The sequence below is a fragment of the Dactylosporangium sp. NPDC049742 genome (genome assembly GCF_040674675.1).
Lineage (GTDB): Bacteria > Actinomycetota > Actinomycetes > Mycobacteriales > Micromonosporaceae > Dactylosporangium > Dactylosporangium maewongense.
Genome location: NZ_JBFANF010000050.1, coordinates 1 through 13,205, shown reverse-complemented (window position 1 = coordinate 13,205; position 13,205 = coordinate 1). Strand labels below are relative to the sequence as shown.

Here is a 13,205-nt window from a genome sequence, read left to right as displayed (position 1 = left end):
TGGCCGGCGCGGGGTTGGCGTCGGCGGGGGACTTGGAGTCCGGTGCCAGTGCCGGTGGTGGGGCTGCCGGTGATGGTGGTGGTGCTGCCGAGGTTGCTGATGCGGCCCGCGGATGGGTTGGGCGGTGTCCAGGCGGCTGGCCTGCTGGGCAGTGTGAGTTCGGCGCTGCGTCTGTTGTTGCGGTGCGGAGGTTGGACTGGCTGTGGGCTTGGGAGTCGTCCGGGAGACCGCGAATCAGCGTGTGGCTCAGACGCGGGTGAGTTCTGGCCGGCGCGGGGTTGGCGTCGGCGGGGGACTTGGAGCTTGATCTCGGTGCCGGTGGTGGGGCTGCCGGTGATGGTGGTGGTGCTGCCGAGGTTGCTGATGCGGCCCGCGGATGGGTTGGGCGGTGTCCAGGCGGCTGGCCTGCTGGGCAGTGTGAGTTCGGCGCTGCGTCTGTTGTTGCGGTGCGGAGGTTGGACTGGCTGTGGGCTTGGGAGTCGTCCGGGAGACCGCGAATCAGCGTGTGGCTCAGACGCGGGTGCGTTCTGGCCGGCGCGGGGTTGGCGTCGGCGGGGGACTTGGAGTCCGGTGCCAGTGCCGGTGGTGGGGCTGCCGGTGATGGTGGTGGTGCTGCCGAGGTTGCGGATGTCGCTGCGGATGGGTTGGGCGGTGTCCAGGCGGCTGGTCTGCTCGGCAGTGTGAGGTCGACGCTGCGTCTGTTGTTGCGGTATCGGAGGCTGGACTGGCTGTGGGCTTGGGAGTCGCCAGGAAAGCCGCGAACCAGCGTGCGGCACAGACGCGGGTGCGTTCTGGCAGACGCGGGGTTGGCGTCAGCGGGGGACCTGGAGTTCGATCTCGGTGCCGGTGGTGGGGCTGCTGGTGACGATGGTGGTGCCGCCCAGGTCGCGGATGCGGCCGCGGATGGACTGGGCGACGCCCAGGCGGCCGGCCTGCTCGGCCTCGGCGAGGCGGCCGTCGGGGATGCCGGGGCCGTTGTCGCGGATGGTGATGGTCACGGTGTCGTCCAGCTCCTCGACCAGCAGCCAGGCCTTGGCGGCCGGGCCGGCGTGGAGGTGGACGTTGTCGACGGCCGCCGCGACGGCCGCGGCCACCTCGGCGGCGACCGGGGCGGGGAGGAGGACCTCGGTGGCGGGGGTGGCGACGCTGACGCCCGTCGCGTTGTGACGGTCGAGCAGGGTGCGCAGGTCGACCAGGTCGTGCCCGGCGTCGCCCCAGCCGGGCCGGCCACGGGAGCCGGCGGCACGGGACGCGGCGGTCCGTGGCGCCCGCCAGCGCCAGGTCAGGAACCCGGCGGCGCCGCGGGTGGCGCTCGCCCCCGACCTGCCGGAACCGCCGGCTGCCCGCGCACCGCTCGAAGCGGCGGCGGCTCCAGAGGGACGGCCGGCGTCGGCGCCAGGGCTGGCCTGGAAGGCCGGGGCGCCAGCACCGCGGGTGGGGCTCGCCCCTGAACTGTCGGAACCGCCGACTGCCCGCGCGCCGCCCGAAGCAGCGGCGGCGGCCGCAGGGGGCGGATCGGTGTCGGCGTCAGCGGTGGGGGCGCGGGACGCGGCGGACTGTGGCGTCCGCCGGCGCCAGGTCAGGAACCCGGCGGCGCCGCGGGTGGCGCTCGCCCCCGACCTGCCGGAACCGTCGGCTGCCTGCGCACCGTTCGAAGCCGTGGACACCGCGGCGGTCGCCGGGGGAGGGGCGGCCCGGAGGGGTGGAGGGCCGGCGGGGGAGACCGAGGCGGCGCGGGACAAACGGAACGGGCGGCGGCCGGAGGCCGGTGTGGAGCGGCCGGTGGAGCGCGGAAGGGGGCCGCTGGACGTGACCAGGGCGCGGAGCGTGGCCTCCTGCTCGCCGGCGAGCCGGCCCAGCTCGGCGGCCTCGCCGCCCAGCTCGGCGCCGCGGCGCTGGAGAAGGGCCAGGACCTGCAGGACGGAGTCGTGGATGCCGCGGGCGAGGCGCTCACGCTCGCGGGTCGCGGCCTCCAGCTCGGTCGCGCGCTGCAGGCGGGCCTCGGCGTCGATCGCGAGGCGCGCGATGTGGCCGATGCCGACGCCGGCCAGCAGCATGAGGACCGGGCCGTTGACGGTGGCCTGGGAGAAGCCGTCGCGGACGACGACGTCGGCGACGCTCATCAGCAGGGCGGCGATCGCGCCGCGGCGCCGGCCGCCGGAGATGGCCCAGGCGACGACCGGGCTCGCCACCCACGCCATCGGCAGGGTGGGAGCGCCGACGCCGAGGCCGTCGGGCTGGACGATCCAGCGGGTGGAGAGCAGGCAGCAGGCGGTGACGGCGAGGTCGGCGGTGAGCAGCGGCCAGCCGCGGCGCTCGGGGCGCGCATAGGCGAGGCTGCTCACCACCGTCCAGGCGGCCATGACGGACAGGACCAGCCAGCCGCCGAGGGGCCAGTAGTAGTGCTGGAAGTTGCCGATCATCAGCACCGCCGCATAACCGAGCGCGGCGATGCGGAAGACCAGTAGCGCCCGCCACAACGGTCCCTCGAGGGCCTTCACGGCGGGGTCAGACCCAGCGGACCGGCGGCAGGCCGGCCTCGACGAGGGCGGCGTCGGTCTGGCTGAAGGGCTTCGAGCCCAGGAAACCGGCGGGGTTCATCGGGCTGGGGTGGCCGGCCTCGATGACCTTGTGCTGGGGGTTGGTGACCAGGACGGCCTTCTTGCGGGCATAGCCGCCCCACAGGACGAACACGACCCGCCGGGGCATCGAGTTGAGCGCGGCGATCGCGGCGTCGGTGAAGTGCTCCCAGCCCTTGTTGGCGTGGGAGGCGGCCTTGCCGGCACGGACGGTGAGCACCGCGTTGAGCAGCAGGACGCCGTCGCTCGCCCAGCCGGTGAGGTCACCGTTGGTGGGCGGGGTGACGCCGAGGTCGTCGCGGAGCTCCTTGTAGACGTTGCGCAGCGACGGGGGGATCGACACGCCGGGGCGCACCGAGAAGCTGAGCCCGTGGGCCTGGCCCTCCTTGAAGTAGGGGTCCTGGCCGAGGATCAGCACCCGCGCGGCCTCCGGGGAGCAGAGCCGGAAGGCGGTGAACAGGTCGGGCAGCGGGGGATAGACGGGGCCGGCCGCATACTCCGCCTCCACGAACGCCTCGAGCTTGTGCACGATCTCGAGATCCAGGTGCGGCTTCATCAGGTCCCGCCAGCCGGCGGGGAGCAGCTCGAGCAAATCCAACGACATGCACCGCACTCTACGAAAGAGGTACGACATTTTGGAGCTGGGCAAAGTGTTGCCAATTCCGACATATCCCCGCGTTCCCGTGCGGAACCCGGGAGACTGGAGGCGTGGCGCACGTAGGACCGGTCGGGCATGGTGGCGAACCGTTGACAGTGCTCTGGGCATGGCGACAGGCCCAGCTGGAGCAGGCCGCCCACGATCGGGCGGCGTCACCGCGGCCCAGGCGTCACCAAGATCAGCCAAAGGACAGTCTTGCACAGGACGTACCGGCGGAAGGGCCGAAACCCGGCGATCTGGGCTATCTCGCGCAGCTCCAGCAGCGGCTGCGTGAGAGCCTACGCGACGTGCGGTCGGTCGTCGCGCGGCTCGCCGAGGTGCCCCAGGAGCAGCGCACGGTCCTGCACAGCGCGATCGCGGCGGACCGGGCCGCGGCCGAGCGCGGCCTCGGGTGGCTGCTGGACCACTTCGACCAGCCCAGCGCCGTGGTGCCGCACCTCGCGCAGCTGGCCCCGGCGCTCGACGCGCTGATGGGGCCGCACAGCCGCCAGCTGGACCTGTTCGAGGCGGCGCTGGTCGAGGCGGTGCCGACCGACGACCCGGACACGCTGCGGGAAGCCTGGCGGTTCGTCGTCGGCTGGTTCCGCCAGGCCAAGGCGATGCAGCAGGAGGCCACCCCGTTCTGGACGGCCACCGTCGTCGCCCACGACCGTCGCCGCGACGACGTGGCGGTGCTGCGCCTGGTGACCGACCTGCCGTACCCGGCGCGGGCGGGGCAGCGCGCCGTCATCGAGCACCCGATGGTGCCGGGCGCGTGGCGGCCCTGCTGGATCTCCGCCCCGCCGGCCGACGGCAACCGGCTCGAGCTGCACGTGCAGGCGGCTCCCGGCGACGACGCCACCGGCGCGCTCGTGCACGGCACGCGGGTCGGCGACGCGGTCCGCCTGCACCGGGCCGAGGGGGAGTTCGTCATCGAGCAGCACGGCCGGGCGATCCTGATCGTCGCCGAGGACGTGCACGTCGCCCCGGTGAAGGGGCTGCTGGACGAGCTGGCGGCCCGCCAGGACGACCGGGTCATTCACCTGTTCTGGGGCGTTTCGACCCGCGACGACCTGTACGACCTGGAGTCGCTGCGCGAGCACGCCGCGGCCTGCGCCCACGCCACCGTGCACCCGGTGGTGGCGAGGGGGCCGGCGCACCCGTACCTCAGCGGATCCCTGCCGCAGGTGGTGGTGGACTTCGCCGAGTGGAAGTCGCACGACGTCTACCTGTGCGGCTCGCCGCTCGCGGTCGGGGTCATGCGCAACATGCTGCTGGAGCGGTCGGTGCCGGCCGGCCGGATCCACGCCGTCACCCTGGACCAGCTCGCCACGACACCATCGTCGCGGTGATCACGGTGTTGCCGGAGTAGGTGCTCGTCGCCCGGTCGAACGTGCCCCCGCAGGTGATCAGCCGCAGCTGGGGGCGGGTGGCCGGCCCGTAGACCAGGCCGGCGGGGAACTCGTGCTTGGAGTACAGCCGCACGCCGTCGACGGCGAACGTGACCGACGAGCCGTCGCGCCGCGCCACGACGATCGAGTCGCCGGGCTTGAGCAGGCCGAGCCGGAAGAAGACGGCGGGCCCGCTGCCGGCGGTGTCGACGTGCCCGACGATGACGGAGTTGCCGTTCTCGCCGGGCGTCGGTCCCCGCTCGTACCAGCCGACCTTCGTCGCCTCGCGCAGGGAGGGCGGGATGAGCGTGCCGTCGCGGTCGACGTCGACCCGCTCGACCGGGGCCTCGACGGAGATCGCCCCGATGCGCAGCCCGACCGGGGTGGACGCGGCCACGGCGGCGCTCGCGATCCCGGCGGAGCCCGACCCGGAGGCCGCCACGACGGGTGGTGGCGGGCCCGTGCCGTAGCCGGCACCGACGAGCGAGACGCCCGCGACGGCCAGGGTGATGACGCCCACGGCGGTGCCGCCGCGCCAGGTGCCGTTGGACCTGACGAGCAGGTGCCGGGGCCGGTGCCGGTGCTTCACACCGTGCGGCGTCGCAGGAACAGCGCCCCGGCGGCACCGACCAGCAGCAGTCCGCCGCCGACCGCCATCAGCGAGCGGTTGGGGCCCCGCGCGGTCGACCCGCCGCCGGTCGGCACCCCGCCGCTGGGCGTCACGACCAGCTTGACCAGTGAAGAGCTGCCGTCCCCGCAGTCGATGCTGACGTTGAACGTGCCGGCGGAGATCGACGCGGGGATGTCGACGGCGACGGAGAACGAGCCGGGCGTCTTGCTCGCCTCCATCGGGATGCGGGCCGACAGGCCGAGCACGGTGCCGGCGACGTCGGCGGACTTCACGCCGTCCGGGCAGACCGTGCTGAAGGTGACGCTCCCGCCCGGCTTCACCGTGTCCGGGGTGACCGAGCCGGCGCCTTCGGCCGACGCGACGCCGGGAAGGGCGAGCGCGGCCGTCGTGCCGGCGATCACGCCGCCGGACAGCAGGATTCTTCGCATGCTCCCATTGGCCACCAAAGCGGGGTGACCGCCGAACACCCATGCCGGAGGAACTCGCCAGGAAGTGCGTCCGCGACGGCTGTGGGAAGATTGGTCAAGAGGTTGACGAGTAGGAAATGTCGCACGTGAGCGCCCCGCCTCACCATGGGGCGGGTGCGTCTGGAATCCTGCGCGTCGGCGCCATAAGCGCCGGTCGCGGGCAATGGCGGCCGCGGCCAGGAGCCGGACTGCTCGACGAGACGGGAACGACGCGCATGAGTGAGTACAAGATCACATACCCGGACGGCGAGCTCGACCTGCCGGCACGCAAGGCGACGGAAGGGCCCGAGGGTCTCGAGATCTCCAAACTGCTCAAGGACACCGGTCAGGTCACGCTCGACACCGGGTTCGTCAACACCGCATCGTGCGTATCGTCGATCACCTACATCGACGGCGACGAGGGCATCCTGCGCTACCGGGGTTATCCGATCGAGCAGCTCGCCGAGCGCTCGACGTTCCTGGAGAGCTCCTACCTGCTCATTCACGGCGAGCTGCCGACGCCGGCCCAGCTGGAGGAGTTCACCGGCCGCATCCAGCACCACACGCTGCTGCACGAGGAGATGCGCCGCTTCTTCGACGGGTTCCCGCGCGACGCGCACCCGATGGCGGTGCTGTCCTCCGCGGTGAGCGCGTTGTCGACGTTCTACCAGGACAGCCTCAACCCGTTCGACCCGGAGCAGGTCGAGATCTCCACGATCCGCCTGATGGCGAAGGTCCCGACCATCGCGTCGTACGCCTACAAGAAGGCGATCGGCCAGCCGATGCTGTACCCGGACAACTCCCTGGGCTACGTCGAGAACTTCCTGCGGATGACGTTCGGTGTCCCCGCGACGCCGTACGAGGTCGACCCGGTCGCGGTCAAGGTCCTCGACATGCTCCTGCTGCTGCACGCCGACCACGAGCAGAACTGCTCGACGTCCACGGTCCGGCTCGTCGGCTCCAGCCAGGCCAACCTCTTCGCCTCCGTCTCCGCCGGCGTCAACGCGCTCTTCGGCCCGCTGCACGGCGGCGCCAACCAGGCCGTGCTGGAGATGCTCCAGCAGATCCACAACGACGGCGGCGACATCGCGAGCTTCGTCAGCCGGGTCAAGGACAAGAAGGACTCCAGCACCCGCCTGATGGGGTTCGGTCACCGTGTGTACAAGAACTACGACCCGCGGGCCGCGCTGGTGAAGAAGGCCGCGCAGGAGATCCTCGGTCGCATGGCGAAGCCCGACCCGCTGCTGGACCTGGCGATGCAGCTCGAGGAGATCGCGCTCTCCGACGAGTACTTCGTCTCCCGCAAGCTGTACCCGAACGTCGACTTCTACACGGGCCTCATCTACAAGGCCATGGGCTTCCCGACCACGATGTTCACCGTCCTCTTCGCGCTCGGCCGGCTCCCCGGCTGGATCGCCCAGTGGCGCGAGATGATCAACGACCCGGAGACCAAGATCGGCCGCCCGCGTCAGGTCTACATCGGTTACGGCGCCCGCGATTACACGCCGATTGCTGGTCGGTAAAGACCCGCAGCGTCGACCGGTTCTTGCTCGTTTGTACCTTGACGGAGATCGACCCCGGCTGTCTCATACATGAGGTCCATCTGGGGTCGTTGTCCGTTTTCGACAGGGGAGACCGGTTTCATGAGCGCGCCAACGTTGTCGCCGCTACTCACCGCGGCAGTGCAGGACCGCACGTCCGGAGCGACCGGGGTGGCCCGGCAGGTCCTCGACGGCCTCGCCGAGTTCGTCCACGACCCGGTCACGCTGCGTGCGGTCGTGGCGCCCCTGCCGGGCCTGCTGCCCGGGTACGCCTCGATGTGGCACATCGCCCGCGCCGCGAACGCCGACGACCCGGGACCGGCGCTGCGGGCGATCCGCGAGCAGCTCGACCGTGACGTCGAGGCGAGCGTCGCCACCGCGACGCGCCTGCTGCACCAGCGCGGCGGCTGGGCCCGCACCGCCCCCAGCAGCGCCCTCGTGAAGGCCGTCGCGGCGCAGCTGCCCGCCGGCACCGTCGACGCGCCCGGCACCGAGGGGCTGCTGCCGGTGACCGGCATCGCCGGCGCCGACGCGATCAGCCCCACCCGCGTGCTGAACATCAAGGGCACGCTGGCGCTCGCGCAGAGCATCCCCACGATCGTGGTGACCACGTCGCTGAAGCTGGCGCCGGAGCGGGTCTTCGACGGGCTCGGCTCGCCGCTGTTCGAGCGGATCCCGCTGTCCGCCTTCTGGGCCGTCGTGCTCGACGGCGAGCTGCTGACGCCGGCCGAGGTCGGCCGCCGCGCCGCGGCGCTCCGCTGAGGAATCGGCTGATGCTGTGGGATTGTGTGCGGTTCCGTGCGGCCGGACGCTCTACATAGGACAGTTCCGCGAGAGGTGGGAAGACGGCACGGTTTGGGGCTGTGCAGTGGCTCACGTTGGGAGTACATTGCGTTGCATCCCAAGGACGCCGGGGCCGCCGCTTCCCCCGTGGCGGCGGCCCCGGTCTTGAAGTAGGACGCTGACGCGTTTCGATGCACACCGACGCGGAGACCACATCGGCATGGTGACCGTCTCCCGCCGCCGTGCCACGGCCCCCGCGCACGCCGCCGGACCGTCCCCACGCACCGTCTGGCTCATCGGCGGGATGATCCTGCTCGCGGTCGTGGTGCTGGCCGCGGTCACCGTCTTCATCTGGCGGGTCCAGCATCCCCGGGGCGGCGGCGCGCCGCACACCGTCACCGCGCCCGTCGCCGGCCGCGACCCGGCGACCCTGGACCTGCTCAGCGGGGCCACCGCGGTCACGGTCACCGCCGCGGACCTCGGCGACACGCTGTTCCGGGTGAGCACGCCCGGCGACGGCCGGACGGTCCCGAGCGTCACCACCGCCGACGGCCGCGTCGGCGTGCAGCTGCGGGACTCGGGAAACGGCAAGGCCGACAAGGGGGTCGTCAGCGTCGAGCTCAACCGTGCCGTCCGCTGGACGGTCCGGTTCACCGCCGGCGCCACGAGCAACACCGCAGACCTGCGCGGGCTGCGTGAGATCGGCGGCGTCGAATACGTGGGGGGCGTGTCGAGCATCGAGCTGACCCTGCCCGCCGCGAAGGGCGTCGTGCCCGTGCGGATGAGCGGCGGCGCCTCCACGTTCCGCGTCCACCTGCCGCAGGGCGGGCCCGTGAAGGTCGTCGCCGGCGGCGGCGCCGGCAACGTCACGCTCGACGGCACCCGGCACGACGGCGTGGCCGGCGGCGCCGCGTTCTCCAGCGGTGACCCGGCCGCCGCCGACAGGTACGAGATCGACAACACCGCCGGCGTCTCCAGCGTCATCGTCGACCGGTACTGACGCCGACGCTGACGACGGCGATCGAAGTGGACGGCGCCGCCGGTACCGACGCCGGAAAACGGAACCGGAAAGACCTAGGACGACGGAAGGATCAGGCCGGCGCCCGAGACCGGGGCGTCGACCGGAAGGTCGGGCAGCCCGAACAGCTCCGTCAGCCCGGTGACCTGCAGGAGCCGGTGCACGAACGGTGACGGGCTGCGCACCTCCATCCGGCCGCCGACGTCACGGGCCTTGTTGTTGATCGCGACCAGGGTGCCGATGCCGATCGAGTCCATGAACGGGACGCGCCGCAGGTCGACGGTGAGCACCGCCGGCCGGTGGGCGTCGATCGTGTCGAGGACCACGGACCGCAGCGCGCCTACCGTCGCGGCTTCCAGAGGACCCAGCACTTCCACCACAAGTACGTCTCCGGAGCGGTGTGTCCGGACCATCGCGTCGCCCATTCGAGTCGCGTACCCAGTCCCGCCAAACGGAAACTCACGGGTTGGCGGAGATCAGCAGTGGCAGGACACACACGTACGCCGCCAGCAGGACGCAAGCCTCCGGGCGGGTGATCCTGCTGCCCCGCCACAGCAGCAGCCAGGCGAGGACCGCGGCGAACACCATCGCGGTGACCGCGGCGAACCCGAACGGCGCGATCGTCGAGCCGCCCGCGGCGAGACCGACGACCGCGCCGCCGATCAGGCTGTTGAAGATGTTGCTGCCCAGCAGGTTGCCGACGAGGAGGTCGCCCTCGCCGCGCCGCTGCGCCTGCACCGACGTCATCAGCTCCGGCAGTGACGTGCCGAACGCGACCAGCGTGAAGCCGATGACCTGGTCGCTGACGCCCCACCGGTGCGCGAGCGTGACCGCGTTGTCGACCAGCAGCTGCGCCCCGCCGAGCGTCGCGACGAGCCCGCCGACGGTCCGCAGCGCCTCGACCCACCACCGGCGGGGCCCCGGCGACCAGAAGACCCACCAGCGGCGCGACCGGACCGGCGACACGAACGCGGCCACGTCCTCGGGCAGCGGATCCCCGTCCTGTACCCGGGACAGCCGCACCAGCAGGGCGAGCGCGCCGACGCTGAGCACGGCGAGCAGCAGCCCGGCCACGAACTTCAGCCCGACCAGCGCGAACGCGCCGAACACCGCGACCGCGGCCGCCATCAGCGGCGCCTCCCGCACCGGCACCGACGAGCGCACCATCACCGGCGACACGACCGCGACGACACCCAGGACCAGGGTCACGTTGAGGATGTTGGAGCCGACGAGGTTGCCCAGCGCCAGGCCCGCGTTGTCGCGGACCGCGGCGGTGCCGGACACCACGAACTCGGGGGCGCTGGTGCCCAGTCCGATCACGACGACACCGACGATGACCGGCGCGACCCGCAGCAGCGTCGCGAGCCGGCTCGCGCCCACCACCGCCTGGTCGGCACCCACGGTCAGCAGCGCCAGCCCGAGCAGGCCGAGCCCGACGACGAGCAGCGTCGACATCAGTCTCCTAGGTCCGGGTCAACGGACCGACACAGTACCTCCCCCTGTCGATTCCGCGATCCGTAACCGGTTCCGGGGGAATCAGTCCCCGCACGGCTGGCGGAATGCGCTCGTGAGCCTTATCGTTTTTATCGAGACCGGCGTCTTCCCCCGTGGATGCCGGTCTCACCATTTCTCCGGCCGGTCACGACTGGGCGCTGCCGCGCCACCGGACCAGGACCGTCGCCAGGACCGCCGCGACGATCGAGGCCCCCAGCACCGCCGCCGCGGCCGTGTCGGCGCCGCCGCCGGGCACCGACAGGCGGGCGATCAGCAGGCTCACCGTGTAGCCGACCCCGCCGAGCATCGCGACCGGCAGCACGTCACCCCAGCGGACCGACGGCGGCAGCGCGCCGAGCCCGACCCGCACCGCCAGCCACGCGCCGAGCATGATCCCGATCGGCTTGCCGACGAGCAGCCCGGCGGCGGCCCCCCACGCGAGCGGGTCACCGATGACGTCACCGGCCGCGGCGAGGGGGATGCCCGCGGCGGCGAGCGCGAAGACCGGGACGATCACGCCGGCCGAGACAGGATGCAGCCGGTGCAGGAGCCGGTCACAGGGCGACTCGGCGTCCGCGGTGGCCGCACGGACCGGCGTCAGCAACCCGAGCAGGATGCCCGTCACGGTGGCGTGGACGCCGCCGCCGTGGACGCACACCCACGCGCCGGCGGCGACCGGCACGACGAGCCAGTCGGGGGCGTACCGGAGGCGGTGCAGCAGCCCGTACAGCAGACACAACGCCAAACCGGCGGCCAGCCACCACACCCGGACGTCGTGCGCGAACAACACCCCGACGAGCGTGATGGCGCCCAGGTCGTCGATGACGGCGAGCGACAGCAGCAGCACGCGCACCCCCGACGGAAGGGCCGAGCCCGCGAGCGCCAGCACCCCGAGCGCGAACGCGATGTCCGTCGCGACCGGGATCGCCCACGCCCCGCCGTGCGAGGCGGCGCCGCCGGACACGGCGATCGCGACGACCGCCGGCACGCACATCCCGCCGAACGCCGCCACGACCGGCAGCGCCGCGGCCCGCCAGCCGGCGAGCTCCCCGACGGTCAGCTCGCGCTTGACCTCCAGCCCGGCGACGAAGAAGAAGACGGTCAGCAGCCCGTCGGTGACCCAGCCCGCCAGCGGCAGGTCCAGGTGCAGCGCGTCGAGCAGCGCCGAGGACGGCGGGCGCAGCGACCAGAATTGCTCATACGTGCCGCCGGGCAGGTTGGCCCACAGCAGCGCGAGCCCGGTCGCCACGAGCAGCAGCCTGCCGCCGGTCGTCTCCAGGCGCAGGAACTCCAGCAGCATGTCCAGCCGCCGTGCGGTGCGACGTGCCATCCGGGGGGCCTCCTCCAGCGGGCAGACTCATCCTGTCCGCCGACCAGACTTCCCGGCACACCTGCGGCGAATGCTACCCCCATCGGGCCGACGATCCACTGTGGACCGCCGCCGGTCCTCATGGCCGTGTCGCGGCCCGCCACGTGCCCCGCGGCGTTCGGGCGTGGTTTTGCTCTCAGGTTCCCGCTCCGGCGGTCGATTGGGCCGTCGGAGAAGGGGAGCGTGGCAGTGAGCGACGAGTTGGGTGACATCGTCCAGGAGTTCCTCGTGGAGTCGCACGAGAACCTGGACCAGCTCGACCGGGACCTGGTGGCACTGGAGGCGGCGCCGGGGTCGCGCGAGCTGCTGTCGTCGATCTTCCGGACGATCCACACGATCAAGGGCACCTCGGGTTTCCTGGCGTTCAACCGTCTGGAGAAGGTGACGCACGTCGGTGAGTCGCTGCTGTCCCGGCTGCGGGACGGCGCGCAGGGTATGACGCCGTCGACGACCGATGCGCTGCTGCGGATGGTCGACACGGTCCGTGGGCTGCTGTCGGAGATCGAGGAGCACGGCCGCGAACTCGAGGGCGACGACTCGGGCGTGATCGCCGCGGTCAACGCCTGCATCACCGACGGCTCCGCACCCACGACGCCCGCCCCGGCTCCTCAGGTGGCCGCTGCTGCCGATGTACCCGGGAGCGCTCCGGCGGCCGCGGTCAGCGGAGACGTCGTCGAACCCGTGACGGCCGCTCCGGCCGCCGAGGTGCTCGTGGTGCAGCCGGTCACCGTGGTGTCCATTCCACCGACGACAGAGGCCCCACAGGCCCCAGCCGCCCCTCCGGCCGCCGCCCCTCCGGCCGCCGCGCCTCCGCCAGCCGCTCCCGCCGCCGCTGAGGCCCCCGCGGCCCCCACGCCCCCCGCCGCTCCCGCCGCTCCCGCCGCCGCGCCGACGTCCGTCGCGAAGCCGGCAGCCCCCGGTGGACCGGGCGGCGGGGAAGTCGCGGCCGACGAAACGGTGTCGAAGCGGAGTGTTGCGGATCAGTCGATCCGGGTGGATGTGGATCTGCTGGACAAGTTGATGAATTTGGTGGGGGAGTTGGTGTTGACCCGGAATCAGTTGATCCGGGCGATCGGTTCGGTGGCGGATCCGGCGATGACGCGGACGGGTCAGCGGTTGAATCTCATCACTTCTGAGTTGCAGGAGTCGGTGATGAAGACGCGGATGCAGGCGATTGATCATTTGTGGTCGAAGTTGCCGCGGGTGGTGCGGGATCTGTCCTCGACGTTCGGTAAGCAGATCCGTTTGGCGCAGGAGGGTAAGGAGACCGAGCTGGACCGGTCCCTCCTGGAGGCGGTGAAGGATCCGTTGACGCA

At 72.2% G+C, this 13,205-nt stretch carries 12 protein-coding genes; 5 read left to right on the top strand and 7 right to left on the bottom strand.

The features are described from left to right. Positions 1-812: 812 nt before the first annotated feature. Both AB0J72_RS41970 and ung read right to left on the bottom strand, forming a co-directional pair. On the bottom strand, positions 813-2,501 hold the full coding sequence (locus AB0J72_RS41970; protein ID WP_363409935.1) for a DUF5931 domain-containing protein: 1,689 nt from the start codon (positions 2,499-2,501) through the stop codon (positions 813-815). 7 nt (positions 2,502-2,508) lie between these two features. After that, positions 2,509-3,183 carry a uracil-DNA glycosylase gene (gene ung / locus AB0J72_RS41965; RefSeq protein ID WP_354902959.1) on the bottom strand — a complete coding sequence of 225 codons (675 nt, stop codon included), beginning with the start codon at positions 3,181-3,183 and terminating at the stop codon, positions 2,509-2,511. Between the two features lie 341 nt (positions 3,184-3,524). On the opposite strand from ung, the gene AB0J72_RS41960 reads away from it, so the two are divergent. Further along, positions 3,525-4,568, top strand: coding sequence for a hypothetical protein (locus tag AB0J72_RS41960; protein ID WP_363409932.1), 1,044 nt, complete (start codon positions 3,525-3,527; stop codon positions 4,566-4,568). Here the strand turns inward: AB0J72_RS41960 and AB0J72_RS41955 are convergent. Then, entirely contained in the window at positions 4,528-5,196 is a 669-nt protein-coding gene (locus tag AB0J72_RS41955) for a class F sortase (RefSeq protein WP_363409929.1), read from the bottom strand. The two genes, AB0J72_RS41960 and AB0J72_RS41955, sit on opposite strands and share 41 nt — an antisense overlap. Further along, a complete protein-coding gene (locus tag AB0J72_RS41950) occupies positions 5,193-5,666 on the bottom strand; it encodes a hypothetical protein (RefSeq protein WP_363409926.1) in 474 nt (157 codons plus the stop codon). The genes AB0J72_RS41955 and AB0J72_RS41950 overlap by 4 nt, the downstream gene beginning before the upstream one ends. A 254-nt stretch (positions 5,667-5,920) precedes the next feature. Between AB0J72_RS41950 and AB0J72_RS41945 the strand changes: the two genes are divergently transcribed. From AB0J72_RS41945 to AB0J72_RS41935, 3 genes are all read left to right on the top strand, one after another. Further along, positions 5,921-7,207 (top strand): citrate synthase, encoded by a 1,287-nt coding sequence (locus AB0J72_RS41945; protein ID WP_363409923.1) that lies wholly within the window; start codon positions 5,921-5,923, stop codon positions 7,205-7,207. A gap of 120 nt (positions 7,208-7,327) precedes the next feature. After that, the gene (locus AB0J72_RS41940) at positions 7,328-7,987 is read left to right on the top strand and encodes a hypothetical protein (protein WP_363409920.1); all 660 of its coding nucleotides are present in this window, start codon (positions 7,328-7,330) and stop codon (positions 7,985-7,987) included. Between the two features lie 241 nt (positions 7,988-8,228). Beyond that, positions 8,229-9,008 (top strand): hypothetical protein, encoded by a 780-nt coding sequence (locus AB0J72_RS41935; RefSeq protein WP_363409917.1) that lies wholly within the window; start codon positions 8,229-8,231, stop codon positions 9,006-9,008. A 74-nt stretch (positions 9,009-9,082) separates the two neighbouring features. Here AB0J72_RS41935 and AB0J72_RS41930 read toward each other — a convergent pair whose 3' ends face one another. From AB0J72_RS41930 to nhaA, 3 genes are all read right to left on the bottom strand, one after another. Then, complete coding sequence (locus AB0J72_RS41930; RefSeq protein WP_363410090.1) at positions 9,083-9,439, bottom strand: STAS domain-containing protein; 357 nt, start codon at positions 9,437-9,439, stop codon at positions 9,083-9,085. 46 nt (positions 9,440-9,485) lie between these two features. Next, positions 9,486-10,481 carry a sodium:calcium antiporter gene (locus AB0J72_RS41925; RefSeq protein ID WP_363409914.1) on the bottom strand — a complete coding sequence of 332 codons (996 nt, stop codon included), beginning with the start codon at positions 10,479-10,481 and terminating at the stop codon, positions 9,486-9,488. 184 nt (positions 10,482-10,665) lie between these two features. Further along, a complete protein-coding gene (gene nhaA, locus AB0J72_RS41920) occupies positions 10,666-11,850 on the bottom strand; it encodes a Na+/H+ antiporter NhaA (protein ID WP_363409911.1) in 1,185 nt (394 codons plus the stop codon). Positions 11,851-12,078: 228 nt separating this feature from the next. Here nhaA and AB0J72_RS41915 point away from each other — a divergent pair. After that, on the top strand, positions 12,079-13,205 hold a 1,127-nt coding region (locus tag AB0J72_RS41915; protein WP_363409908.1), incomplete at its 3' end, for an Hpt domain-containing protein.

Bases quoted from the DNA above. Each gene is read 5' to 3' on its own strand.
- AB0J72_RS41950 (WP_363409926.1), bottom strand. From the start codon at position 5,666: ATGCGAAGAATCCTGCTGTCCGGCGGCGTGATCGCCGGCACGACGGCC.
- AB0J72_RS41935 (WP_363409917.1), top strand. From the start codon at position 8,229: ATGGTGACCGTCTCCCGCCGCCGTGCCACGGCCCCCGCGCACGCCGCC.
- ung (WP_354902959.1), bottom strand. From the start codon at position 3,183: ATGTCGTTGGATTTGCTCGAGCTGCTCCCCGCCGGCTGGCGGGACCTG.
- AB0J72_RS41925 (WP_363409914.1), bottom strand. From the start codon at position 10,481: ATGTCGACGCTGCTCGTCGTCGGGCTCGGCCTGCTCGGGCTGGCGCTG.
- AB0J72_RS41930 (WP_363410090.1), bottom strand. From the start codon at position 9,439: ATGGTCCGGACACACCGCTCCGGAGACGTACTTGTGGTGGAAGTGCTG.
- AB0J72_RS41945 (WP_363409923.1), top strand. From the start codon at position 5,921: ATGAGTGAGTACAAGATCACATACCCGGACGGCGAGCTCGACCTGCCG.
- nhaA (WP_363409911.1), bottom strand. From the start codon at position 11,850: ATGGCACGTCGCACCGCACGGCGGCTGGACATGCTGCTGGAGTTCCTG.
- AB0J72_RS41940 (WP_363409920.1), top strand. From the start codon at position 7,328: ATGAGCGCGCCAACGTTGTCGCCGCTACTCACCGCGGCAGTGCAGGAC.